Below are 22,510 nucleotides of genomic sequence, written 5' to 3'. Positions count from 1 at the left end.
GAGGTGTGCATGGACGAGAACGGGCAGGGGCAGGCAGAAACGCGCAAGGTGCCCACCCATGAGCTGACCTATCTGCGGCTGCGGGACATGGTGTTGTTTGGCGTGCTGGCGCCGGGGCAACCGGTGACGATTCAGGGGCTGATCCGCGATCTGGAGGCGGGCATGACCCCGGTGCGCGAGGCGATCCGACGGCTGACGGCCGAGGGGGCGTTGGTCCTGCATGACAACCGCCGTGTCAGCGTGCCGAAGATGACGCCGCAGCTGCTGGAGCAGCTTGTGCATGTGCGCGAGGCAGTGGAGCCGAAGCTGGCGGAGCTGGCCTGTCCGCAGGTGACGCCCGCGCTGCTGGCGCGGCTGGAGGAGATTGATGCCGGGATCGAGCCTGCGATCCGGGCGGCGGATGTGACTACCTATCTGCGGCTGAACCATGCCTTCCACTTTGCGCTTTACGAGGCGGCGGGGGCGACCGTGCTGGAGGACATTGCGCGGTCGGTCTGGCTGCGGTTCGGGCCGTCGCTGCGGGTGATCCTGTCGCGCTATATCGCGCTGGGATTGCCGGATCGCCATGCCGAGGCCCTGGCGGCCTTGCGGGCAGGGGATGCGGCGGCGCTGGCCACGGCGATCCGCGAAGACATTGCCCAGGGGGTGGATCAGGTGCGTGCGGCGCTGGCGGATGAGGCGATCTGACGGGCTGCGCTTTAATTTGATCAAATTCTTGCGCTGCGGTCGAGAAGGGCCTAGAGTGGGGGAAAGGCGTCGAATCCGGCTTGTCGGCGTTCGATCTGCCCCTATCCCCGTGTCGAGGCCAATATGAACAAGATCACCAATCACCTGCCCACGGCAGAGCTGCAGGCGCTGGACGCCGCCCATCACATGCATCCCTTCACCTCGGATGCGGCGCTGGCCAAGCGGGGCGCGCGCGTCATCACCGCGGCCAAGGGCGTCTGGCTGACGGACAGCGAGGGCAACCGCATCATCGATGGCATGGCGGGGCTCTGGTGTGTGAATGTGGGCTATGGCCGCGAGGAGCTGGCCGAGGCGGCGGCGCGGCAGATCCGCGAGCTGAGCTATTACAACACCTTCTTCATGACGACCCATGTGCCGGCGATCGCGCTGGCGGCAAAGCTGGCCCAGTTGGCGCCGGGCGATCTGAACCATGTGTTCTTCGCGTCCTCCGGGTCGGAGGCCAATGACACCAATATCCGCCTTGTGCGCCGTTATTGGGACATCAAGGGCCAGCCAGAGAAGCGCGTGATCATCGCGCGCCGCAACGGCTATCACGGGTCGACCATGGGTGGCGGCAGCCTGGGGGGCATGACCTATATCCATGCCGCCGGCGGCAAGATCGACGGGATCGAGCATATCGGCCAGCCGCATTGGTGGGCCGAGGGCGGGGACATGACCCCCGAAGAATTCGGCCTGATGCGCGCGCGCGAGCTGGAGGAGAAGATCCTTGAGCTGGGTGTCGAAAAGGTTGCGGCCTTCATCGGCGAGCCGATCCAGGGCGCGGGGGGCGTGATCGTGCCGCCCAGCACCTATTGGCCGGAAATCCAGCGCATCTGCGACAAATATGGCATTCTGCTGATCGTGGACGAGGTCATCACCGGCTTTGGCCGCACTGGCAACTGGTTTGGGAGCCAGACCTTCGGGATCAAGCCGCATATCATGACCATCGCCAAGGGGCTGTCCTCGGGCTATCAGCCGATCGGCGGGTCGATTGTCTGCGACGAGATCGCCCATGTCGTGGGCAGCGCGGATGACGATTTCAACCACGGCTATACCTATTCCGGCCATCCGGTGGCGGCGGCCGTCGCGCTGGAAAATCTGCGGATCATCGAAGAGGACGGGGTCATCGATCACGTGCGCGACGTGGCCCATCCCTATCTGGCCGAACGCTGGCACGCGCTGGCCGATCACCCGATGGTGGGCGAAACCAAGCTGGTGGGGCTGATGGGGGCGCTGCAACTGACCCCGAACAAGGAAAAGCGGGCGAAATTCGCGGCCAAACCCGGCACGGTGGGCCTGCGGACGCGCGAACGCTGCTTCCGCAACAATCTGGTCATGCGCCATGTTTATGATCGCATGATCATCTCGCCGCCGCTGGTGATCACGCCGGAAGAGATCGATGTGCTGATCGCACGGGCGCGGCTGTCGCTGGACGAAGCCTATAAGCAGGTCCGCGAAGAGGGTCTGTGGCAAGAGGCGTGATTCGCGCCAAACCGCACCGAAACGAAGAAAAAAGCGGGCGCAATATTTGCGTCCGCTTTCTTTTTGTCATCGCGCTGCTGTAACCATTCATTCCTGTGAAGTTTCGATGAAGAAAACGTAACGAAAGCGTGACAGAGTCGTTGCGCCATCACGAAATCCGCGCTTACATTCTGGTGTCACGAAAGATGCACGAAACCGTTGCACGACAAGAATAAGACGCCTCAGTCACCAACGGGGCCGAAGTGGCCCAAGGGAGATGAAGATGACGATGAAGAAATCCACCGTCGCCGTGACGCTTGCGGCGCTGCTCGCCTCGACGGGCATGGTCAGCGCGCAGTCGCTGGCTGAGATCGAGGCGGCCGCCAAGGCCGAGGGCAACCTGACGGTGATCGCGCTGCCGCACAGCTGGTGTGGCTACGGCGATGTGATCGCCGGGTTCAAGGCCAAGTATCCCGACATCGCCGTGAACGAGCTGAACCCCGATGCCGGTTCGGCCGATGAGGTCGAGGCCATTAAGGCCAACAAGGACAACAAGGGCCCGCAGGCCCCCGATGTGGTGGACGTGGGCCTGGCCTTCGGTCCGCAGATGAAGGCCGAGGGGCTGCTGCAACCCTACAAGGTTTCGACCTGGGATGAGATCCCCGAGAGCATCAAGGATGCCGAAGGCTATTGGTATGGCGACTATTACGGCGTCATGTCCTTCATCGTGAACAAGGATCTGGTCGCCAATACCCCGGCCGACTGGTCGGATCTGCTCAAGCCGGAATATGCCGGTCAGGTTGCGCTGGCAGGCGATCCGCGCGCCTCGAACCAGGCGATTCTGGGGGTTCTGGCCGCGGGCCTTTCGACCGGCGCTGCCGCGGGTGAGGCTGCTGGCAAGGCCGGGCTCGACTATTTCGCCGAGATGAACAAGGCCGGGAACTTCGTGCCGGTCATCGCCAAGGCGGGCACCATTGCCCAGGGCGCGACCCCGATCGCCATCGCATGGGACTATAACGCCCTTGCCTGGCGCGATGAGCTGGCGGGCAACCCGCCGGTCGAGGTCGTGGTGCCGAAGTCGGGCGTTCTGGCCGGGGTTTATGTGCAGGGCATCAGCGCCTATGCGCCGCACCCGAACGCCGCGAAGCTGTGGATGGAATACCTCTATTCGGATGAAGGCCAGAACCTCTGGCTGAAGGGCTATTGCCACCCGGCCCGCTTCAACGCGATGTCGGCCGCGGGCAAGCTGGATGCCGAGGCCATGTCGAAACTGCCGCCGGCCGAAAGCTATGAGGCCGCCTATTTCCCGACGCTGGAAGAGGTCGACGCCAACAAGGCCGCCGTCACCGGGGGATGGGATGCGGTCGTGGGCGCCAACGTCCAGTAACCGGACCTGAGACTGACCGACCCCGGCCTGCCACGCGCGGGCCGGGGTTCAACAATCATAATAACGATAGGGACGACCCGCGCGCATGACCCCTGCGACCCCCGCCCCCGGTACCAGACCGCCGCGGCGCCTGCCGCTGACGTGGCTGGGCATCCTGCCATTCCTGATTTTCGTGACGCTGTTCCTGATCCTGCCCACGGCCCATATCGTGATCGGGGCCTTTCAGGATCGCAGCGGGGCCTTCACGCTGCAGAACATTCGGGATCTGAATACGGGGACCATCCCGTCAAGCTATTGGATCTCTGTGAAGATTTCCGTCGCCTCGGCCGCTTTGGGGTGTCTGATCGGCTTTGCCATGGCCGCGGCGGTGACCTTCGGCGCCGTGCCGCGCTGGATCAAGGCGCCGCTGATGACCTTTTCTGGCGTGGCGTCGAACTTCGCGGGCGTGCCGTTGGCCTTTGCCTTTCTAGCCACCTTCGGGCCAGTGGGTCTGGTGACGGTTTTCCTGCGGAACAACTTTGGCATCGTGCTGCAGCGGGATCTGGGCTTCAACATCCTGTCCTTCTGGGGGCTGACGATCACCTATCTGTTCTTCCAGATCCCCCTGATGATCCTGATCATCACCCCCGCGCTTGAGGGGCTGCGCCGTGAATGGCGCGAGGCGGCCGAGGTTCTGGGCGCCACCGGCACGCAATACTGGCGCATGATCGCGCTGCCGATCCTGTTTCCGTCGCTTCTGGGGACTTTCGCGCTTCTCTTTGCCAATGCCTTCGGCGCTGTCGCGACCGCCATTGCGCTGACCGGGTCGTCGCTAAACATCGTGCCGATCCAGCTCTATGCCCAGATCCGCGGTGATGTGCTGGGGAACCCCAATCTCGGCTATGCCATGGCCTTCGGCATGATCGTGGTCACCGCGATTGCCAATCTGATCTACATCTGGCTGCGTATCCGCGCGGAACGGTGGCTGAAATGAACCCGATTGCACGTCTTTTCGGCTGGGCCGCGCTGGTCTTTGGCCTGCTTTACTTCTTCATTCCGCTCACCGGACTGGTGGAGTTTTCGCTCAAGGCGCGGCGGGGGGTCTATAGCCTTGACGCCTATGCCAAGGTCATCGGCGACCCGGAGTTTCAGGCGACCTTCGGCTATTCGGTGCTGATGGCGCTGGTGACGATCGTGATCGGGGTGCTGATCGTGGTTCCGACGGCGTTCTGGGTGCGGCTCAAGATGCCCTGGGCGCGGCCCTATGTGGAATTCATCACCCTGCTGCCGCTTGTCATCCCGGCCATCGTGATCGTCTTTGGCTATATCCGGCTTTACAATACCTCAAGCTGGCTGCCGATGACCGGGTCGGTCATGGGCACCAATATCTTGCTCGCCTTTGGATATACCGTGCTGGCGCTGCCTTACATGTATCGCGCCGTCGATACCGGCTTGCGGACCATCGATGTGGCCACACTGACCGAAGCCGCCCAAAGCCTTGGGGCAGGGTGGGGAACGATCCTTGGCCGCATCATCCTGCCGAATGTGCTGGTGGCGGTGCTGTCGGGGGCTTTCCTGACCTTTGCCATCGTGATCGGGGAATTCACGCTGGCGGCGCTGCTCGACCGTCCGGCCTTCGGCCCCTATCTTCAGCGCATTGGCGCCAACAAACCCTATGAACCCTTCGCGCTCGCGGTGATCTCCTTCGGGATCACCTGGGCCTGCATGGGGCTCATCCAGCTTGTCACCCGGTTTTCGAAACATACGAGGGCGCAGAACTGATGGCCTTTCTTGAAATCTCTCATCTGGAAAAGTCCTTCGGTGCGAACCGTGTGGTCAAGGATTTCAACCTTGACGTGGACAAGGGCGAATTCATCTCGTTGCTGGGGCCGTCGGGCTGCGGCAAGACCACGGTGCTTCGGATGGTGGCGGGGTTTGAAAACCCCTCTTCTGGCGCGATCCGCATCGGCGGCACCGATCTGGTGGGCAAGCGTCCCAACCAGCGCAATATCGGCATGGTGTTTCAGGCCTATGCGCTGTTCCCGAACCTGACGGTGGCGGAAAATGTGGGCTTTGGCCTGAAGATCAAGGGCGCCCCGCGGGCCGAGATCGACCGCCGCGTGGCCGAGATGCTGGCCCTGATCGGGCTTCCCGATCTGGGCGGTCGCTATCCGTTCCAGCTTTCGGGCGGGCAGCAGCAGCGTGTCGCGCTGGCCCGCGCGCTTGCGCCCAAACCGCAGGTCCTACTGCTGGACGAACCGCTTTCGGCGCTGGATGCGAAGGTGCGTGTCTCGCTGCGCAATGAAATCCGCGCCATTCAGCGCGAGCTGGGCATCACCACCATCTTCGTGACCCATGATCAGGAAGAGGCGCTGTCGATTTCGGACCGCATCGTCGTGATGAATGGCGGCATCGCCGATCAGGTCGGCACCCCGTTCGAGATCTATAACCGCCCCTCGACCCGCTTTGTCGCGCATTTCGTGGGGCAACTGAATGTGTTCTCGACCGATGGGGCCGGTAATCTTGCCGGGGTGCAGTTGGGCGCAGGCCGCGATTTCGCGGCCCGGCCCGAGGCGCTGCATCTGGGCCGGGCGCCCGGCACCGACATCGTGCTGCCCGCCCGCATCAGCGAGGTGCATTTCCTCGGCTCCGTCATTCGCCTGACAGCAGATGCCGCGGGGGCGCGCGTGTCGCTGGATACCTTCAACCGCCCCGATGTTCCGCCGCCCGCCATCGGCACGGATGTGGAGCTGAGCCTTTCGTCGCGCGACCTTATCCCGCTGGGCTGATCGCCTGCGACCCGGCGCCACAGCGGGGGCAGGGGGCTAATGGCCCGTTGCCCCCGCCGCCACTTCGCGCCATGGTGTCCGCAAAGCGGAGGCAGCATGCAGATCGGATATGTGTTTCAGCCCGAAAGGGGCGCAACAGATCAGCTTTTGGCGGGTCTGGCGCAGCGTCTGATCGAACGGGGTTTGCCCGTGGCGGGGGCGGTGCAGTCGAACACCGGCTGCGACCCGCAGCACTGCGACATGGACCTGCAGGTGCTGCCCGATGGTCCAGTGGTGCGGATCAGCCAGAACCTTGGTGCTGCGTCTTCGGGCTGCAGGCTCGATGCCGGCGCGCTTGAGGTGGCGGTGATGGAGGTTGCACGCCGGATGGAGGGCGCGCGGCTTGTGATCATCAACAAATTCGGCAAGCACGAATCCGAAGGCCGCGGGTTCCGTCAGTTGCTGGCCGAGGCTGCGGGCGCGGGCATCCCCGTGCTGATCGGCATCAATACCATGAACCGGCAGGCGTTCTTTGATTTTGCGGGCGATCTGGCGCAGGAAGTGCCAGTGGACGGGGCTGAAGATTGGGTTCTGGCCGCCATGGCCGAGGGGGCAGAATGACCGCGCGCATCGCTGTTCTGACCGTCTCTGACCGCGCCTCGCAAGGCGTTTACGAAGACCGCGGCGGTCCCGCGATCGAGGCCTGGCTTCGCCGCGCCATTACCAGCCCGGTCGAAGTTCACCGCGAGATCATCCCCGACGGGCGCGAGATCGTGGCGGGCGCCTTCCGCCGCTGGGCCGATGACGGTGGCGCCGATCTGATTCTGGCCACCGGGGGCACCGGACCCAGCCCGCGCGATCTGACGCCCGAGGCGATGGATGACGTGGTCGAGCGTCATTTCCCCGGCTTTGGTGAACTGATGCGCGCGGTCTCGCTGCGCGAGGTGCCGACCGCGATCCTGTCGCGGCAGGGGGCAGGGACGCGGGGCAAGACGCTGATCATCACCCTGCCGGGCAAGCCCACGGCGATTGACACCTGTCTGGATGCGGTCTTTCCGGCGGTGCCCTATTGTCTTGATCTGATGGGCGGGGGGCGGATCGAAACCGACCCGGCCATTTGCAAGGCCTTCCGCCCCAAGGCGTGATCCCGGTCAGGCGCGTTGCAGCGCCGCGGCGATCAGCCGCGCGGCATCGGCATGTTCCCCGATGGCGGGCAGCAGTTTGCCGGTGAAACCCGCTTCCGCCAGCGCGGCGGGAACGTCCTCGGCCACGTGGCCCGCGCGGGTGGCAAAGAAGGGCAGGCAGAGCGATGGCCCCGCGATGCCCCGCGCGGCGTCCTGCAGGAAGGGGTCTTCCTCGACATAGCCGGTGCGGACCGTCATCCCGGTGTCGCGGCGCAGATGCTCGGCCATTTCCTCGGTGATGGTGGCCGAGGCGCGCGAAACCTGGCTGCCATGCGCGGCCAAGACCACTGTCGCACCATCGGTCAATCCGGCGTCGCGGACCACGCGGGCAAGCAGCGCGGGCATCCCCGGATCATGCCCGAAGGCGGGCAATTGTCGCGGCGCGCTGACCCCTGCCTCGGCCAGCCGCTTGGGCAACTGACGGCGGGTGAAGAACCCTTCGGCCATGAAGAATGGATAGATCAACGCGCCGGGCAGGGCTGCCACCGCTGCCTCCAGCGCGCCGGGCATGGCCAGCGTCGTGCCGCGCACCTGCCAGCCGGGGCCAAGCCAGAACCGCACCCGCACCGCCAGTGCCTGCATCCAGGCCTGTTGCGGAACCGGGTCGGCGGGGGATCCGTGGGCCACCAGAATGGCCGAAGGGGTCGGTGTGCTGTGCATGAGGCTCTCCGTCGCACCGGGCAGGATAGGGCGGGGTCGGCGCTTGTCCACCCCCCGCCGCAGCGATAGCCTGCCCGTAAAGAAGGAGCAGCGGATGGACTGGCTGGAATTCGGGCTGGCACTGGCGGCGTTTCTGGGCAGCCATATCCTGCCCTCGCGCCCCGGGCTGAAGGGGGCGCTGGTCGCACGACTGGGGCGGGCGGGCTACGGCATGGCCTATGGCGGGCTGTCCTTGCTGCTGCTGGTCTGGGTGATCGGCGCGGCAGGCCGCGCCCCGTTCGTGGTGATCTGGGACCAGACGCTCTGGATGCGCTGGCTTGCCAATCTGGCCATGCCGGTGGCGGCCACTCTGATCGTGCTGGCGCTGGGGGCGCCTAATCCGCTCTCCTTCGGGGGCCGCGCCACGGGGTTTGATCCGGCCCGCCCGGGCATCGCAGGCGTGGTGCGCCATCCGCTGCTCTGGGCGCTGCTGATCTGGTCCGGCGTGCATCTTCTGGTCAATGGCGATCTGGCGCATGTGATGCTCTTTGGCCTTTTCGCGCTTTATGCCGTGCTGGGGATGCGGATGATCGATCGCCGCAACCGCCGCCTCTGGGGCGAGGGGCTGTGGATCACCCGTGCCTCGGGCACCTCGAACCTGCCGTTCCATGGCAATTGGCATTGCTACCGCCCCGCGCTCTGGCGCATCGCACTGGCGGCGGGGGTCTGGATCGGCCTTCTGCACCTGCATCTGCCGGTGATCGGCGTCAGTCCAATGCCATAAGGTCAGAAGTCCCGCGGCGGCCTGTCGATCCGCAGCTTCACCCCTTGCGTCCCCTCGGGCGCGACTGCCGCCTGACAATGGTCCACAAAGGCCCGCACCGTCTGTGACGCCCGCGCCCCCTCGGACAGAACCAACCCCAGCCGCATCGGCCGCACCGGCCCCCTCAGCGGCACATAGCGCAGCCGCGCGCCATCGGGGCTGCGGTCGCTCCAGGGGCGGATATTGGCGATGGAATAGCCAAAGCCCTGACCGACGAGGCTTTGCATCACCGCCATGTCGCGCGTGCGCTCGGCAATGCGAGGCCGCAGCCCAAGGCCAGTGAAGAAGGACATGAAATAATCAACCGAAATCGGCAGATCGAGCAGGATCATCGGGTGATCCGCCAGCTCTGCCGCCGACACCGCCGGCAGATGGGCCAGCGGATGCGCCTCTGGCAGGACGGCATAGGGCGGCAGGCTCGCCAGCGGCACGAACTCCAGATCCGCTGGGATATTCATCTCATAGCTCAGTGCAAGGTCCAGCGCGGCGTTCCGCAGCCCCTCAAAGATCTCCGATTGGTTCCGCTCGAACTGATGGAAGTCGACCTCGGGATGGGCATCGACAAAGCTGCGCCGCAACTGCGGCAAGACGACCTGCGCGAAGGTCAAAAGGCAGCCCACGTTCAGCGGACCACGCACCTTTCCGGTGATGGTATTGGCCAGGTCATTCAGTCGCGCGGCCTCGGCCAGCACCAGCTTGGCCTGTTCGACAAACTGCTTCCCCCCCTGCGTCAGCGACAGCCCATGGGCGTGGCGGCGCACGAAAAGGGGCAGGCCAAAGGCCTCCTCCAGTTGCGAAATCGCGGCCGAGATCGAGGGCGAAGAGACATTGACCCGCTCCGCCGCCTGCGCAATCGACCCGGCCTCGCCCACGGCGACCAGATATTCCAGTTGGCGCAGGCTGAAACGAAGAGGCATGGCAGGGCAATCCGACACAGGGCTTTTGAAAAACCTAAGTCAGGACCGGCGCCAGGCCAAGGCCCCCCCGCATTCACTCATCCCCCGGCACCCCGTAGGACGGCGCTTGGGTCGGATCTTCGGCCCGCTGGACATAGGCCGCCATCTGCGGCTTGTAGACCTCCCAGGCGGTCTGAACCGCCGCAATCGGGCAGTCCTCGGTCCAGTCACACCGCAGATCGACCAGCGGCCAGGAGAGCCGGTCCACAACCTTCAGCCCCGCCGAATGCACAGGCCCCGCCTCGCCCCCGGCAGCAAGACCCGCCTGCAAGGCCGCCATCAGTCGATCTCCCAGATGCCCGGTCGATGCCTCGAACGCCGCAACCATCGCCGCCGGAACGCCCGGGCTCGCCAGCAGATTGCCCCCCGCGGCACAGTCCCGCCCCTGCGCCTCGGCCCAGACGCCCAAAACCTGCCCACCGGAATGGATCGCCACATGCCCCGCCGCGTCCACCACCAGCAACTGACGATAGTCGATATGCGCGCGCCCCCTGGTCACCCGCCCCAGCGCCTCGGGCGCCGACAGCCCCTCGGCCAGCGCATCCAACACCAGCGGCCCCAGCGCGGGGTCGGTCACATTCTGGCTGGCCACCCCGCCCACACCCGCGCGCAGATGCGAACACCGCGCCGCCACCGCGGGCGATGAGGAAGAAATCACCATACCGAACTGCCCGGTCCGGGCGCAGCGCGCGACAAGCGAAAAGGTCATGACGTAGCTCTTTCGTCAAAGGCCGGGGGCTGTCTGCCCCCGGACCCCCGAGGATATTTGGACCAAGATGAAAACGGATCCGCTTCCCGTTGTCCAAATATCCCACGGGGGTCCGGGGGTGTGAAACCCCCGGCACTGCGGGATCAATCAGGAATGACGGCAGTGGCGTCTATTTCGACCAGCCATTCGGGCCGTGCCAGCGCTACCACGGTCAGACCGGTGCAGACCGGATGCACGCCTTTGATGTATTCGCCCATGGTACGGTAGACCGCCTCACGGTGGCGGACATCGGTCAGATAGACCACGAGCTTGACAACATGCTCCATCTTGCCGCCCGCTTCCTCGACCAGCTGGCGGATGTTCTGCATCACCTTGTGGGTCTGTTCCACCGGATCGGAAGAGGCGATGTTCTTGGCGGTATCCAGATCCTGCGGGCATTGGCCGCGCATCCAGAGCGTGGTCCCCCCGCGGGTTGCCACCGCCTGGCAAAGGTCATTGTCGAGACGCTGTTCGGGGTAGGTGTCCTTGGTGTTGAACTTGCGGTAGCGGGTATGGGCCATGGGCCTCTCCTTCATTCTGCGGCGGTTGCGGTGGCGGTATCTTCGCCGGGTCCGCGATAGGCCAGATAGGTTCTTTGTTTCGCGATGTGATCGGCCACGAATTTCGCATCATGCCAGACGCCCCAGATGAAGGACGATCCACGGCGCGACTGATAGGGCAGGCCGAGGAAATAGACCCCCGGTTCCGAGGACACGCCGCGCTGGTGGCGCGGGCGGCCCTCATCCGTCAGGGCATCGACCGCGAGCCAGCTGTAATCCTGCGTAAATCCCGTGGCCCAGATGATTGAGGTGACACCCGCCGCTGCCAGATCGAGCGTGAGGGTCGGGTCGGTCATGCAGGCGGGGTCGGCGTCGATGACGCGCGCCTCCGGCTCCGGCGGCAGCTCCATCCCGTTCCGGGCAAGCCAGGCGTCGGCCTCATCCAGCACCGACAGGTAATTGGCGTCGCCCCGGCGGATATTGGTCGCCAGGTCATTGGCGAAATGCAGGGTGCCGTTGTCGTAGCGTTCCGTCCGGCCAACCAGGCGCATCCCGCGGGCGGCGAGCTTGCGGAAATCGACCGTCTTGCCGCCATGGGCGCCGCTGACGGCGATGGTGGTATGTTCGGCGTTCTTGGGCGCGTCGGCATCCCATTTGTTCAGCACGCCCAGCCACCAAACGAAGTCGCGCCCGCGATAGGCGCGCGGCGGGCGGTCATGCGGCCCGACCGAGAGATAGACGGTGCGGCCCGCCTCCATCAGTTCTTCCGCGATCTGGGCGCCGGACGACCCCGCCCCGACCACCAGCACCGAACCGGGAGGCAGCTGTCCGGGGTTGCGGTAGCTGTTCGAATGGATCTGCATCAGCCCGTCGGACTGCGGCACCAGATCCGGCATCAGCGGGTTCTGGAAGGCGCCGGTTGCGGCAATGACATAGCGCGCCTCGATGTCGCCCGTGCTGGTGGCGATGTGGAAACCTGCGCCCCGATCATTGCGGGTGACGCGCGTCACTTCGACCCCGCAGCGGACGGGGGCGTGGAACTTTTCGGCATAGGCGACAAAGTAATCCGCCACGGCCTCTTTGCCGACGAAGGCATCGGGGTCGCCGTCGAATTCCAGGCCGGGAAAGCGGTCATGCCAGGCTGGCCCATTCGCGACCAGCGAATCCCAGCGCGCGCTGCGCCAGCGTTCCGCGATGCGGCCGCGTTCCAGCACCAGGTGGGGCACGCCCGCGCGGCTGAGGTGTTCGCTCATGGCGATGCCGGCCTGACCGGCCCCCACCACCACGGCCTCGATCTTTTCGATGGTCATCGGGTTCCTCCTGTCTCAGGCCGGGATGCGGCTGGCAAGGTATTGGGCGAATTCGAAATTCGGACGCTCCAGATGCGACAGGGGGCCGGGCTGCGCCATGTCCGAAAGAAGACCACGGTAGACCTTTTCGGTACAGCCCTTGTCTTCCACATTCACGTCATCAAGCAGCGCGCGCACGGCGGCGAGATGGGCATCCGCGGCCGGATCGGCCAGCCAGTCTTCGGACATGCCGCCCCCGAACAGCACATTCACGTGCCCCGGCCCATCGGGGGTCAGCGAGAGATACCAGAAATAGCCCGGCGTCAGTGTGATCAGCAGCGACGGGTAGATCGCCAGAAGCCAGGTCTTGCGGCGGTCGTCGCCTTCCAGAACCGTATTGCTGGGATGGGCCAGCGCCAGCGGCACGGTGTCGTTCTTCAGGATCCAGTGGTAGTTGAAGGTTTCCCCCCCGGTGGGGCAGACCATCTCTTCAAGGCGCGAGGCGCCGCCGATGGTGCCGGCGTGGCACATGGGCAGGTGGTAGCTTTCCATGAAATTCTCGGCCAGCACCTTCCAGTTGGTCGCCCAGCGGAAGGTTTCGCGGAATTTCTCCTGATAATTGGTCATGTCAAAGGGCGCGATGAGGCGCGTCACCTCGGCCAATGCCTCGGAGGGGGGCGGGGCGTCGGGGTTCAGCGTGACCATGATCCAGCCTTGCCATATCTCGCAGCGGATGGCGGGCAGGCCGAGCGCCTCTTTGCAGAAGCTTTCGTTCAACGTCATCGCCGGGGCGCCGCGAAGCGAGCCGTCGAGGTTGTAGGTCCAGGCATGATAGGGGCAGGTAATGGCGCGCACATTGCCGCGACCCTGCAGCAGGGTGGACATGCGGTGGCGGCAGACGTTCGACATCGCGCGCAGCTGGCCGTCGCGGTCGCGCAGCACGACGACGGGTTCGCCCGCAATTTCCATCGTCAGGTAGTCACCGGGGGTGGCGAGGCTTTCAGCCCGGCCCGCGCACAGCCAGTCATGGGCAAAGACGTGTTTCTGTTCCTGCGCCAGAAACTCGGCAGAGGTATAGACCGATTTCGGCATGGCATAGGCGCGTTCGAAGGGAACGGAGACATTGGCATGCAAGGCGGCAGCAGGGCTGAGCGGATCGTGCTTGTTCATGGCCGGGGTCCTGTCAGGTCGGGTAAAGGGTGATCAATGCGGGAGGAAATGGCAGGGCTTCGGTTGACATCCTGCCTGCCCCAGGGGCGCAGACCGACGCGGGACCGGCGCCGTGGGACAGACCTGCCGCCGGGCGGCATGGAAACTGTCTCGGGTCCGGGTCATCGGGGGCTCCTGTCGTGGGTCTTGGGTCAGAATGTCGCAGGTCGCATTAGGAATAAAGTAACCGATGTCTTACTTTTGATTAGGTATTACCTAACATCGGCCATGTTGGCTGCGCCACAGACCCGCGCGGATGGCGCGGTGACGCAACGACGGTCTTGTGCGCCGATCAAGATAATATATTGAAAACGGAATGCGTCCTTTGCCGCATCCGCGAAGCCGTGTTGCCGTAGGCAGGTTTCTGTGGCATGACGACAAGGATTGAAACAAGACTGACGAGTTCAGCATGACCGACTTCGCCACCCGCCGCACCATGATGGTCGACACTCAGGTCCGCCCCTCGGACGTCACCAAATTCACGATCATTGAAGCGATGCTCTCGGTCCCGCGTGAGGTCTATGTGCCCGCGGACAAGCGCGAGGCCGCCTATATGGGTGAGCATGTCCCGCTGGGGCAGGGCCGGGTGCTGATGGACCCGCGCACACTCGCCAAGATGCTGGACGCTTTGGACATCCAGCCGGGCGAGACCGTGCTGGATCTGGGCTGCGGCCTTGGCTATTCGACCGCCGTCATCGCGCGGATGGCCGAAGCTGTGGTCGCCGTCGAAGAAGATGAGGGGCTGGCCGCCGAGGCGCAGCGCACCCTTTCGGCGCAGGGCGTGGATAATGCGGCCGTTGTGGTGGGCAAGCTGGCCGAAGGCGCGGCCAAGGCGGGGCCCTATGATGTGATCACCGTGCAAGGCGCCGCCGAGGTGGTGCCCGAGGGGCTTTTGGCCCAGCTGAAGGAAGGTGGCCGGATCGGTTGCCTGTTCATGGAAGGCACCCTCGGTGTGGTGCGCGTGGGCTACAAGCGTGAGGGTGCCGTGACTTGGCGCTTTGCTTTCAACGCTTCCGCCCCCGTCCTGCCGGGTTTTGCCAAGTCCCGCGCCTTCGCGCTCTGACAGATTGATCCGTGCGCGACGGAACCGCCGCGCCCGGACGTATGACCGCCACAAGGCGGCGGCCCGCAGAGGCACGGGCACAGGCGGCAGACAGAACACACGAGGAGCAGGCGATGTTCGGACTGAAGCGTTGGATGGCAGGAACGGCGGCGGTTGCGGTGATGGCGTTCGCCCCGCAGGCGCAGGCAGAGACGCTGGGGGACGCGCTGGTTTCGGCCTACAAGACCTCGCATCTGCTGGAACAGAACCGCGCCCTTCTGGCCGTTGCGGATGAGGGCGTGGCCCAGAATATCGCGGCCCTGCGGCCTGTGATCAATTTCATCGCGGAATATGGCAAGACGCGCACCCTTGCGGACCCGACCGCGCTGACCGATCTGACCGGGCGGGAAAGCTTTCGCGAACAGGCGACGGTCAGCCTTGCGATCGAACTGACGCTGCTGGATTTCGGCCGCAGCAAGGCCCGGACCGAGGCGGCGAAAGAGGCCGTCCTTGCCACCCGCGCGGGTCTGGTCGGGGTGGAACAGGATGTGCTGCTCAAGGCCGTGCAGGCCTATGTGAATGTGCGCCTGACGCTGGAAATCCAGAACCTGCGCCAGAACTATGTCAATGTGATCAGTGAAGAGCTGCGCGCCACCAAGGACCGCTTCGATGTGGGTGAGGTGACGCGCACTGACGTCGCGCTGGCCGAGGCCACCCTGGCCGAAGCCCGCGCGGCTCTGGCTGCCGCCGAAGGCGATGTGCTGGTTGCGCGCGAGGCCTACAAGGCTGCCGTGGGCCACTATCCGGCGGTGCTGTCGGCGCCGCCGAAGGCGCCATCGCTTCCGGGCTCGCTTGATGCGGCCCTTTCGGTGGCCCGTCGCGAACATCCCAGCATCATTGCGCAGCAGCACACGGTGAAGGCCGCCGATTTGAACATTGAACTGGCCAAGGCGAACATGCGTCCCACCGTCGGCGTGAGTGGGACACTGGGCGCCTCTGGCGGGGCGGGCAGCAATCTGGATTACAATTCCCAGACGCTGGGCCTGAGCATGAGCCAGACACTTTACGCGGGCGGCAGGCTGTCTTCGCAGCTGCGTCAGGCCCAGATGCAGCGCGAGGCCGAACGCGCCGCCCTGCACCAGACTGCCGTGACGATCGAGCAGAACCTTGGCAATGCCTGGGCCCAGCTGGATGTTTCGGCCGCGCAGATTGACGCCAATAACCGTCAGATCGAAGCTGCCCGCGTGGCCTTTGAAGGGCTGCGCGAAGAGGCGAAGCTGGGTGCGCGCACCACGCTTGAAGTGCTGGATGCCGAACAGGACGTGCTGAACGCCCGCGCGGCCCGCGTGCAATCTGAGGCTGAGCGCTATTTCGCGGTCTATCAGGTGCTGGCAACCATGGGCAAGCTCACGGCCAAAGACCTGAACCTTGGCATTCCGACCTATGACGTGACGGGGTATTACAACTTCGTCAAGGATGCCCCGGTGGTCAGCTTCCAGGGGGAACAGCTGGACCGCGTGCTGAAATCTCTGGGCAAGAACTGATCCGCCTGCCGCGCCAAGGCCTTGAGGGCGCAGCAGATTGTTAACGGTCACAGCGCCTCCGTCTTGCAGGACGGGGGCGCTGTCGTTACTGTGAGGGTGCAAGCGAAAGAGGCGCGCGGATGAGCGAACCCATGACCTCGGTCGAAATTGAAGACGTCTTGTCCTCCATCCGGCGGCTGGTGGCAGAGGATTTGCGCCCTGCGGCACCCGCGCCCATAGCTGCACCTTCCCCTGTGGCCAGCCCTGCAAAGGCCCCTTTGCTTTTGACGCCTGCGCTGTTGCTGACGCCCGCTTTGCGTGTTCCGGCCGCTGAAGAGGAACCCGCGGCCGCCCCGCCGCGCGACTCTTTGGCCGGGGTGTTGAAACTGGTGGGCGAGGGGGATGCCATGGCGCGCGACACGCAGCCCGATGATCTGTTGCCGGACCCCGCGGAAGATGCCGGTCTGGGGGTATTGCCGCCAATCGCCGATCTGGTGAACACGCTCGGGGCGAAGGTGGCTGACGATCCCAGCACCGAGGACTGGTCACAGGATCTGGCTGAAGGTACGGCCCGTGCCTGGGGCGCCCCCAACTGGGAGCCTGAGATCGTTGAGGTCGATCTGGACCGCATCGAAGAGGCCGAGGTGGTGCAATTCACCTCGCCCGAGGAAGCCCGGCTGGAAGAGGCCTGGCGCGATGGCGCCTGGGCCGAGGATGCCGAACTGCACGCCGCCCCGGCCGAGCCGGAGACGCCCGAGGCCGAAGCCCCGGTCGCCGAGGTGGACCCCGCGCTGGCCGATCTGGCCGAAGCGGCAGCCTTGGCCGAGATTGCCGCCGCCGAGGATCGCGTGACCGAGGCCACCGCTGCTGCGGGCATCTTTGCCCCCGACGCCGCCGATGATTTCGATGAAGAGGCATTGCGCGAAGTGGTGCGCGACATCATCCGGGAAGAGCTGCAGGGCGCCCTTGGGGAACGGATCACCCGCAATGTCCGCAAGCTGGTGCGGGCGGAAATCAACCGCGCGCTGGCCACCCGCGATCTGGGCTGATCTGTACCACCTGTCTGACCCGAAAAGAAAAACGCGCCTTGCGGCGCGTTTTTTCGTTCACATCCCGGCTTTCGCTCAGGCGGCTTCGGCGTGTTCCAGCTCGGCGGCGTGGCGACGTTCGCTTTCTTCGCGCGACAGCGCAACAGAGGTGCGAACCCCTTTGGCCACGAATTCCATCAGGCCTTTGACGACACGCTCGTTCGGATCGATGCCCGCGCAGGACAAGACTTCACGGCCATCCCGCGACCGCGCCCAACGCGCGATCTGTTCGGGACCGTTGCCATATTTCTTGTCATCGGCAATGGCATCATCCAGAGCAGCCAGAACGACAGCCGCAAAGAGCTTGCGGGCCCGCTGACCCTGCTCGTAGTTGAATGCGGTGCTGTCGATGAAATCAGCCATTTCCGTCTTCCTGTTCTTGCTCTTGCGTATTCCGGCGCCCGCGGAATATGACGCTTTCGTGGCGATTCGGTATTCCAGCTTTTGCATAATTGCCATGCGTTATGCGCATGCCTTGCCTAAGCTGTCTACAGGATCTAGTCGAGTTGCCACGAGGACGCCGCCAAGATATAGGTGCGCCTCTTGGATAATCAAGCTTTCGTCAAGGTTCAGCCACAATGCCGAAGATCAACGGAAATGAAATCCGTCCGGGTGTCATCCTGGAACATGACGGGGGTCTTTGGGCTGCCGTTAAGGTCAACCACGTCAAGCCGGGGAAGGGGGGCGCCTTTGCACAGGTCGAACTCAAGAACCTGCGCGACGGCCGCAAGCTCAATGAACGCTTCCGGTCTGAAGACAAGGTTGATGAGGTGACGCTGGAAAACAAGGACCAGCAATTCCTCTATGAAACCGACGGGCGTCTGGTGTTCATGGATGCGGAAACCTATGAACAGATCGAGATCGACGCCGAACTGCTGGGCGACCGCCGCCCCTTCCTGCAGGACGGCATGACCGCGACGGTGCTGTTCTATGGCGAAGAGCCGCTGAGCGTGAAGATCCCGCAGAAGGTGAAATGCCGCGTGGTTGAGGCAGAGCCGGTGATCAGCGGTCAGACCGCGTCCAAAAGCTTCAAGCCGGCCGTGCTGGACAATGGCGTGCGGATCATGGTTCCGCCCTTCATCAACCAGGATGAGGATATCATCGTTCACACCGAATTGATGGAATATTCCGAGCGCGCCTGAGCGCCTCCGGATGGGCCGCCCCTCGCCGGGCGGCCTTTTTCATTCCGCCAACAGGGTGGCGCTTCCGGCGGTTAGCGGGCCATCCATGCGGTCAAAGCGCATATGGGCCAAGGCCCGCCCGCCTGACTGGGTGAACAAAACCCCAGCCTCGCGCCCGTCCGCCATCAAGATCGGGGTGCCGATCGGCGCGGCACCGCTGATCCGCAGCCGGACCAGGCCCTTTCGCAGCTCGGTCTTGTGCTTCATCCGCGCGGTGACTTCCTGCCCGACGTAACAGCCCTTGCGGAAATCGACCCCGTGCAGCCGTTCAAACCCGGCCTCAAGGATGAAGCTGTCATCCGGCACCAGTTCAACCCCGCTTTCGGGGATCAGATGCTCCACGCGGAGGGCGTCCCAGTCGATTGCGGCCTCGGCTGCGACCAGATCGGCGGGGATTTCGCCATAAAGCCGCCAGCCAAGCGCGGGGTGGCGCGGATCGGGCAGGGCGCCGTCAGGCGCCGGGCCAAGCCCGCGCACCACGCCCAAGGGGCTGGGCGTCAGCTGAACCTGCGCGCGCAGGCGATACATGGTCAGGCGCCGCAGCGTCGCGTCCGCCAGCGCCTCGGGCAGATCCAGAAGCAGGGCCTGCCCGGTGTTCACCACAAAGAAATCCGCCAGATATTTGCCCTGCGGTGTCAGCAGCGCGGCGTAGACCAGCCCCGGCACGGCAAGGCGCAGCACGTCATTGCTGACAAGGCCTTGGAGGAAGGGCAGGGCATCCGGTCCGGTCAGGGCGATCAGGCGGCGCATCGGTCAGTCCTTGAATTGCAGGCGATAGAGATCGGCATAAAGGCCGCCCTGCGCCAGAAGGCCCAGATGGGTGCCTTCCTCGACCACGCGGCCACGGTCCATCACGACGATATGGTCAGCCTCGCGCACGGTGGCAAGGCGGTGGGCAATGACAAGCGTGGTGCGGCCTTCGCCCAGACGCGCCAGCGCCTCAGAGACCACCGCCTCGGACGCGGCATCAAGGGCAGAGGTCGCTTCATCCAGCAGCAGGACCGGCGCGCCGGCAATCAGCGCCCGCGCAATGGCCACGCGCTGCCGCTGCCCACCCGACAGGGCCGATCCGCGCGGGCCTGCGGGGGTCTCCACCCCTTGCGGCAGGCGTTGCACGAAATCGGTGACATGGGCGGCATCCAGCGCCGCGGACAGCCGGTCCGCCGGAAGGTCGCGCCCCAGCGTCACATTTTCGCGGATGGTTTCGTCAAAGAGCATCGCATCCTGCGACACGACCGCAAACTGCGCCCTCAAGTCCGGCAGCGAGAGCGACGCGATATCGACGCCATTCAGGCAAATCTCGCCCGAGGTCGGCTCGGCCATGCCGGTCAGCAGGTGAAAGACCGTGGATTTCCCCGCGCCCGAGGCGCCGACAAGCGCGGTCATGGCGCCCGCCTTGGCCGTGAAGGTGACGCCGCGCAGCACCGGCACCTCCCCATAAGAAAAATGCACGTCGCGCAGGGTAATGTCGGGCACCGCCTTGGGCAGGGTCGCGCTGCCTGCCTTGGGGCGGGGGGCGGGCAGGGTGTCAAACAGGCGGAAGATGCGTTCAAGGCTGGCCGCCGCGATCTGCCAGACGCCTGCCTGATCGCCCAGACGGCGGATCGGCTGGAAGGTCAGCGCCATGGCGGTGAAGAAGGACATGAACTCGCCCGTGGTGCGGGCGCCTTCCGAAATCTCGCCCCCGGCCAGCATGAGGACGGTGAAGAACCCCACCCCGGTGACAATGTCGATCAGCGCGGGCACCGTGGCGCGGCCCATCATGGTGCGGACTTCGGCCCGGACGATGACATCCACGATGCTGCGGAACCGGTCGGTCTGGTAGCCCTCCATCCGGTTCAGCTTGATCGCCTGAATGCCGTGAAAGATTTCATCGAGCCGCGTGGCGCGACGCCCCGCCTGCGCGCGCATCTGCATGGTCTTGCGCCGGATATAGCGCTGCACGATGGCGGCGGGCGCGATCAGTACCGGCGCGCCCACCAGCGCGGCCAGCGTCCAATGCACATCAATCGACAGGGCCACCACGAAGAGCGAAATCAGGGCGATCAGATCCCGTCCGGCCCCGGTGATGATGGCCGTCCAGACCCCCTGCACCGCAGCGGTGTCACCGACCACACGCTCCATCAGCGCGCCGGGGGGATTGTCCTGGAAGAAGCGCCCGTCCAGCCGCAGGATATGGGCCAGAAGGTCGGTCTGCATCGCGGTCGAGCTACGCTGTGAAATCAGCGTCATCAGGCTTTTCGAGGACACCGAGGTGACGGCCCGCACCAGAAACAGCCCGAAGATCGCCGTGCCGACCCAGATCAGCATATCCGACCCGCCGGGGGCAAAGACCTTGTCGAACAAGGGCTCCAGCAGCCAGGACAGCGCGCCCAGCGTCGCCCCTTCGATTGTCATCAGCAGGAAGGCCACCATCATCAGCGGCGCATGGCGGCGCAGATAGCCAGACCAGAGACGCCCGAACAGGCGACGCGAGGTATAGCGCGGGTCTTGCGGCGTTTTGGGCAAGGCGGGCTCCCGGTGTTGTTGCTCTTCGGGATAGCTTGCGCGGCGCGGCTGGGCAAGGGACAGGCAGAACGCCGGGTGGGCATGGCGGAATGCAGCCCGGTTTGTTGACCTCTGCCCCGGCCGGGCCTAGCCATTGGGGGCAACAGTCGCGGAGCCGCAGATGAGCCTTGCCAACGGTCGCCCCTATCTTGCCATTCCCGGTCCATCGGTCATCCCGGATCGGGTGTTGGCCGCGATGCACCGCGCCTCGCCCAACATCTATGCCGGGGCGCTGCCCGAGATGGTCGAGACGATCTGGCCCGACCTGAAGCGCCTTGCGGGCACGCAGCACCATGCCGCCATCTACATCGTGAACGGCCATGGCGCCTGGGAGGCGGCGAATGCCAACCTCTTTTCCCGCGGCGACCGCGCGCTGGTGCTGGCGACGGGGCGGTTTGGTCACGGCTGGGCAGAAAGTGCGCAGGCCATGGGGGTGGCGGTCGAACTGCTGGATTTCGGGAAATCCGCGCCGGTCGATCTGGACCGGCTGGCCGAGGCGCTGCGGGCCGACCCTGCCCATAGGCTGCGGGCGGTGATGGTCACGCATGTCGATACGGCGTCGAGCGTGAAGAACGACATCGCGGCCATCCGCGGCGTTCTGGATGCGGTGGGCCACCCGGCGCTGCTGTGCGTCGATGCAATTGCCGCCATGGGCTGCGATGAAATGCGGATGGATGACTGGGGTGTCGATGTCATCGTGGGGGCCAGCCAGAAGGGGCTGATGGTGCCGCCGGGGTTGGGCATCCTCTGGGTGTCGGACCGGGCTTTGGCGCGGTGCCGGGACAGTGACCTTCGTACCCCCTATTGGGACTGGACGCCGCGCCTGACAGGGCGCGAATTCTGGCAGCTCTGGTGCGGGACGGCGCCGACGCATCACCTGTTCGGGCTGCGCGAAAGCCTGACCATGATCCATGAAGAGGGTCTGCCCGCCGTCTGGGCGCGCCATGCGGCGCTGGCCCGCGCGGTCTGGACCGCGTTTGACGTCTGGGGGGCCGGAAACCCCGACATCGCGCTGAACGTGGCGGACCCGGCCCACCGGGGCCATGCGGTCACCGCGGCGCGGCTGGGGGCGCCCCATGCCACGCGGCTGCGCGATTGGCTGGAAACCCGCGCCGGGGTGACATTGGGCATCGGTCTGGGCATGGCCGCGCCCGATGACCCGGCTTATCACGGCTTTTTGCGGGTCGCACATATGGGCCACGTGAACGCCCATATGACGCTTGGGGTGCTGGCCACGATGGAGGCAGGCCTGAAGGCCCTGGGGGTGCCGCATGGCGAGGGCGCCCTGTCGGCAGCGGCCGCGGTGGTGGCCGAGGCGGCCGGAGCATAAGTCCCCGTTTGAGAAAGATGACAGGAAAGTAAATGATTGATTTATGCCCTTACTGACGTTGGTATGAGGCACGCGGCTTGTTGGCCGATTTTATTGAAAGTTATTGCTGTGCCTCATTCTGTATCCAATT

At 65.0% G+C, this 22,510-nt stretch carries 23 protein-coding genes; 14 read left to right on the top strand and 9 right to left on the bottom strand.

Features of this window, described 5'->3' with window-relative positions; translation table 11 throughout:
* Window positions 1-9: 9 nt before the first annotated feature.
* The 8 genes from IE101_RS04350 (at window position 10) to mog (ending at window position 7,466) form a co-directional block, all read left to right on the top strand.
* The gene (locus IE101_RS04350; RefSeq protein ID WP_189632543.1) at window positions 10-687 is read left to right on the top strand and encodes a GntR family transcriptional regulator; all 678 of its coding nucleotides are present in this window, start codon (window positions 10-12) and stop codon (window positions 685-687) included.
* Window positions 688-810: 123 nt separating this feature from the next.
* Entirely contained in the window at window positions 811-2,208 is a 1,398-nt protein-coding gene (locus IE101_RS04345; RefSeq protein WP_189632542.1) for an aspartate aminotransferase family protein, read from the top strand.
* Window positions 2,209-2,470: 262 nt separating this feature from the next.
* Entirely contained in the window at window positions 2,471-3,574 is a 1,104-nt protein-coding gene (locus tag IE101_RS04340; RefSeq protein ID WP_189632541.1) for an ABC transporter substrate-binding protein, read from the top strand.
* 85 nt (window positions 3,575-3,659) lie between these two features.
* Window positions 3,660-4,547 (top strand): ABC transporter permease, encoded by an 888-nt coding sequence (locus IE101_RS04335; protein ID WP_189632540.1) that lies wholly within the window; start codon window positions 3,660-3,662, stop codon window positions 4,545-4,547.
* Complete coding sequence (locus IE101_RS04330) at window positions 4,544-5,335, top strand: ABC transporter permease (RefSeq protein ID WP_229804008.1); 792 nt, start codon at window positions 4,544-4,546, stop codon at window positions 5,333-5,335. The genes IE101_RS04335 and IE101_RS04330 overlap by 4 nt, the downstream gene beginning before the upstream one ends.
* Window positions 5,335-6,342: an ABC transporter ATP-binding protein gene (locus tag IE101_RS04325; protein WP_189632539.1), complete on the top strand. Its 1,008-nt coding sequence runs from the start codon at window positions 5,335-5,337 to the stop codon at window positions 6,340-6,342. The genes IE101_RS04330 and IE101_RS04325 overlap by 1 nt, the downstream gene beginning before the upstream one ends.
* A 96-nt stretch (window positions 6,343-6,438) precedes the next feature.
* Window positions 6,439-6,942 carry a DUF2478 domain-containing protein gene (locus IE101_RS04320; protein ID WP_189632538.1) on the top strand — a complete coding sequence of 168 codons (504 nt, stop codon included), beginning with the start codon at window positions 6,439-6,441 and terminating at the stop codon, window positions 6,940-6,942.
* Window positions 6,939-7,466 (top strand): molybdopterin adenylyltransferase, encoded by a 528-nt coding sequence (gene mog / locus IE101_RS04315; RefSeq protein ID WP_189632537.1) that lies wholly within the window; start codon window positions 6,939-6,941, stop codon window positions 7,464-7,466. Before IE101_RS04320 ends, mog begins: the two co-directional genes overlap by 4 nt.
* A 6-nt stretch (window positions 7,467-7,472) precedes the next feature.
* Here mog and IE101_RS04310 read toward each other — a convergent pair whose 3' ends face one another.
* Window positions 7,473-8,165, bottom strand: a complete 693-nt coding sequence (locus IE101_RS04310; RefSeq protein WP_189632536.1) for a sirohydrochlorin chelatase — start codon at window positions 8,163-8,165, stop codon at window positions 7,473-7,475.
* Between the two features lie 94 nt (window positions 8,166-8,259).
* Between IE101_RS04310 and IE101_RS04305 the strand changes: the two genes are divergently transcribed.
* Window positions 8,260-8,928 (top strand): NnrU family protein, encoded by a 669-nt coding sequence (locus IE101_RS04305; RefSeq protein WP_189632535.1) that lies wholly within the window; start codon window positions 8,260-8,262, stop codon window positions 8,926-8,928.
* A gap of 2 nt (window positions 8,929-8,930) precedes the next feature.
* On the opposite strand, the gene IE101_RS04300 is transcribed toward IE101_RS04305, so the two are convergent.
* From IE101_RS04300 to IE101_RS04280, 5 genes are all read right to left on the bottom strand, one after another.
* The gene (locus tag IE101_RS04300; RefSeq protein ID WP_189632534.1) at window positions 8,931-9,884 is read right to left on the bottom strand and encodes a LysR family transcriptional regulator; all 954 of its coding nucleotides are present in this window, start codon (window positions 9,882-9,884) and stop codon (window positions 8,931-8,933) included.
* 73 nt (window positions 9,885-9,957) lie between these two features.
* On the bottom strand, window positions 9,958-10,632 hold the full coding sequence (locus tag IE101_RS04295) for a DUF1028 domain-containing protein (RefSeq protein ID WP_189632533.1): 675 nt from the start codon (window positions 10,630-10,632) through the stop codon (window positions 9,958-9,960).
* Window positions 10,633-10,775: 143 nt separating this feature from the next.
* Window positions 10,776-11,192: a RidA family protein gene (locus IE101_RS04290; protein WP_189632532.1), complete on the bottom strand. Its 417-nt coding sequence runs from the start codon at window positions 11,190-11,192 to the stop codon at window positions 10,776-10,778.
* A gap of 11 nt (window positions 11,193-11,203) precedes the next feature.
* Complete coding sequence (locus IE101_RS04285; protein WP_189632531.1) at window positions 11,204-12,481, bottom strand: flavin-containing monooxygenase; 1,278 nt, start codon at window positions 12,479-12,481, stop codon at window positions 11,204-11,206.
* A 15-nt stretch (window positions 12,482-12,496) separates the two neighbouring features.
* Window positions 12,497-13,630: an aromatic ring-hydroxylating oxygenase subunit alpha gene (locus IE101_RS04280; protein WP_189632530.1), complete on the bottom strand. Its 1,134-nt coding sequence runs from the start codon at window positions 13,628-13,630 to the stop codon at window positions 12,497-12,499.
* A 448-nt stretch (window positions 13,631-14,078) separates the two neighbouring features.
* On the opposite strand from IE101_RS04280, the gene IE101_RS04275 reads away from it, so the two are divergent.
* From IE101_RS04275 to IE101_RS04265, 3 genes are all read left to right on the top strand, one after another.
* On the top strand, window positions 14,079-14,732 hold the full coding sequence (locus IE101_RS04275; protein WP_189632529.1) for a protein-L-isoaspartate O-methyltransferase family protein: 654 nt from the start codon (window positions 14,079-14,081) through the stop codon (window positions 14,730-14,732).
* A 113-nt stretch (window positions 14,733-14,845) separates the two neighbouring features.
* A complete protein-coding gene (locus tag IE101_RS04270; RefSeq protein WP_189632528.1) occupies window positions 14,846-16,255 on the top strand; it encodes a TolC family outer membrane protein in 1,410 nt (469 codons plus the stop codon).
* A 119-nt stretch (window positions 16,256-16,374) separates the two neighbouring features.
* Window positions 16,375-17,283, top strand: a complete 909-nt coding sequence (locus IE101_RS04265) for a hypothetical protein (protein ID WP_189632746.1) — start codon at window positions 16,375-16,377, stop codon at window positions 17,281-17,283.
* 75 nt (window positions 17,284-17,358) lie between these two features.
* On the opposite strand, the gene IE101_RS04260 is transcribed toward IE101_RS04265, so the two are convergent.
* Window positions 17,359-17,685 carry a DUF6280 family protein gene (locus IE101_RS04260; protein WP_189632527.1) on the bottom strand — a complete coding sequence of 109 codons (327 nt, stop codon included), beginning with the start codon at window positions 17,683-17,685 and terminating at the stop codon, window positions 17,359-17,361.
* Window positions 17,686-17,900: 215 nt separating this feature from the next.
* Here IE101_RS04260 and efp point away from each other — a divergent pair, with 215 nt between their 5' ends.
* A complete protein-coding gene (gene efp / locus IE101_RS04255) occupies window positions 17,901-18,464 on the top strand; it encodes an elongation factor P (protein ID WP_189632526.1) in 564 nt (187 codons plus the stop codon).
* Window positions 18,465-18,503: 39 nt separating this feature from the next.
* Here the strand turns inward: efp and ygfZ are convergent, their stop codons facing one another.
* Window positions 18,504-19,253: a CAF17-like 4Fe-4S cluster assembly/insertion protein YgfZ gene (gene ygfZ / locus IE101_RS04250; RefSeq protein ID WP_189632525.1), complete on the bottom strand. Its 750-nt coding sequence runs from the start codon at window positions 19,251-19,253 to the stop codon at window positions 18,504-18,506.
* 3 nt (window positions 19,254-19,256) lie between these two features.
* Complete coding sequence (locus tag IE101_RS04245) at window positions 19,257-21,011, bottom strand: ABC transporter ATP-binding protein (RefSeq protein WP_189632524.1); 1,755 nt, start codon at window positions 21,009-21,011, stop codon at window positions 19,257-19,259.
* 160 nt (window positions 21,012-21,171) lie between these two features.
* Here IE101_RS04245 and IE101_RS04240 point away from each other — a divergent pair, with 160 nt between their 5' ends.
* A complete protein-coding gene (locus IE101_RS04240; protein ID WP_189632523.1) occupies window positions 21,172-22,380 on the top strand; it encodes a pyridoxal-phosphate-dependent aminotransferase family protein in 1,209 nt (402 codons plus the stop codon).
* The last annotated feature ends 130 nt before the right edge of the window (window positions 22,381-22,510 follow it).

The sequence above is a fragment of the Gemmobacter lanyuensis genome (assembly GCF_014652355.1).
Lineage (GTDB): Bacteria > Pseudomonadota > Alphaproteobacteria > Rhodobacterales > Rhodobacteraceae > Gemmobacter > Gemmobacter lanyuensis.
Note: the sequence above shows the minus strand (reverse complement) of the source record. Positions and strands in the feature narration are given on the sequence as shown.

What these genes read in the sequence shown, in the direction of transcription:
- IE101_RS04350 (WP_189632543.1), top strand. Translation starts at nt 10, where the DNA reads ATGGACGAGAACGGGCAGGGGCAGGCAGAAACGCGCAAGGTGCCCACC.
- IE101_RS04345 (WP_189632542.1), top strand. Translation starts at nt 811, where the DNA reads ATGAACAAGATCACCAATCACCTGCCCACGGCAGAGCTGCAGGCGCTG.
- IE101_RS04340 (WP_189632541.1), top strand. Translation starts at nt 2,471, where the DNA reads ATGACGATGAAGAAATCCACCGTCGCCGTGACGCTTGCGGCGCTGCTC.
- IE101_RS04335 (WP_189632540.1), top strand. Translation starts at nt 3,660, where the DNA reads ATGACCCCTGCGACCCCCGCCCCCGGTACCAGACCGCCGCGGCGCCTG.
- IE101_RS04330 (WP_229804008.1), top strand. Translation starts at nt 4,544, where the DNA reads ATGAACCCGATTGCACGTCTTTTCGGCTGGGCCGCGCTGGTCTTTGGC.
- IE101_RS04325 (WP_189632539.1), top strand. Translation starts at nt 5,335, where the DNA reads ATGGCCTTTCTTGAAATCTCTCATCTGGAAAAGTCCTTCGGTGCGAAC.
- IE101_RS04320 (WP_189632538.1), top strand. Translation starts at nt 6,439, where the DNA reads ATGCAGATCGGATATGTGTTTCAGCCCGAAAGGGGCGCAACAGATCAG.
- mog (WP_189632537.1), top strand. Translation starts at nt 6,939, where the DNA reads ATGACCGCGCGCATCGCTGTTCTGACCGTCTCTGACCGCGCCTCGCAA.
- IE101_RS04310 (WP_189632536.1), bottom strand. Translation starts at nt 8,165, where the DNA reads ATGCACAGCACACCGACCCCTTCGGCCATTCTGGTGGCCCACGGATCC.
- IE101_RS04305 (WP_189632535.1), top strand. Translation starts at nt 8,260, where the DNA reads ATGGACTGGCTGGAATTCGGGCTGGCACTGGCGGCGTTTCTGGGCAGC.
- IE101_RS04300 (WP_189632534.1), bottom strand. Translation starts at nt 9,884, where the DNA reads ATGCCTCTTCGTTTCAGCCTGCGCCAACTGGAATATCTGGTCGCCGTG.
- IE101_RS04295 (WP_189632533.1), bottom strand. Translation starts at nt 10,632, where the DNA reads ATGACCTTTTCGCTTGTCGCGCGCTGCGCCCGGACCGGGCAGTTCGGT.
- IE101_RS04290 (WP_189632532.1), bottom strand. Translation starts at nt 11,192, where the DNA reads ATGGCCCATACCCGCTACCGCAAGTTCAACACCAAGGACACCTACCCC.
- IE101_RS04285 (WP_189632531.1), bottom strand. Translation starts at nt 12,481, where the DNA reads ATGACCATCGAAAAGATCGAGGCCGTGGTGGTGGGGGCCGGTCAGGCC.
- IE101_RS04280 (WP_189632530.1), bottom strand. Translation starts at nt 13,630, where the DNA reads ATGAACAAGCACGATCCGCTCAGCCCTGCTGCCGCCTTGCATGCCAAT.
- IE101_RS04275 (WP_189632529.1), top strand. Translation starts at nt 14,079, where the DNA reads ATGACCGACTTCGCCACCCGCCGCACCATGATGGTCGACACTCAGGTC.
- IE101_RS04270 (WP_189632528.1), top strand. Translation starts at nt 14,846, where the DNA reads ATGTTCGGACTGAAGCGTTGGATGGCAGGAACGGCGGCGGTTGCGGTG.
- IE101_RS04265 (WP_189632746.1), top strand. Translation starts at nt 16,375, where the DNA reads ATGAGCGAACCCATGACCTCGGTCGAAATTGAAGACGTCTTGTCCTCC.
- IE101_RS04260 (WP_189632527.1), bottom strand. Translation starts at nt 17,685, where the DNA reads ATGGCTGATTTCATCGACAGCACCGCATTCAACTACGAGCAGGGTCAG.
- efp (WP_189632526.1), top strand. Translation starts at nt 17,901, where the DNA reads ATGCCGAAGATCAACGGAAATGAAATCCGTCCGGGTGTCATCCTGGAA.
- ygfZ (WP_189632525.1), bottom strand. Translation starts at nt 19,253, where the DNA reads ATGCGCCGCCTGATCGCCCTGACCGGACCGGATGCCCTGCCCTTCCTC.
- IE101_RS04240 (WP_189632523.1), top strand. Translation starts at nt 21,172, where the DNA reads ATGAGCCTTGCCAACGGTCGCCCCTATCTTGCCATTCCCGGTCCATCG.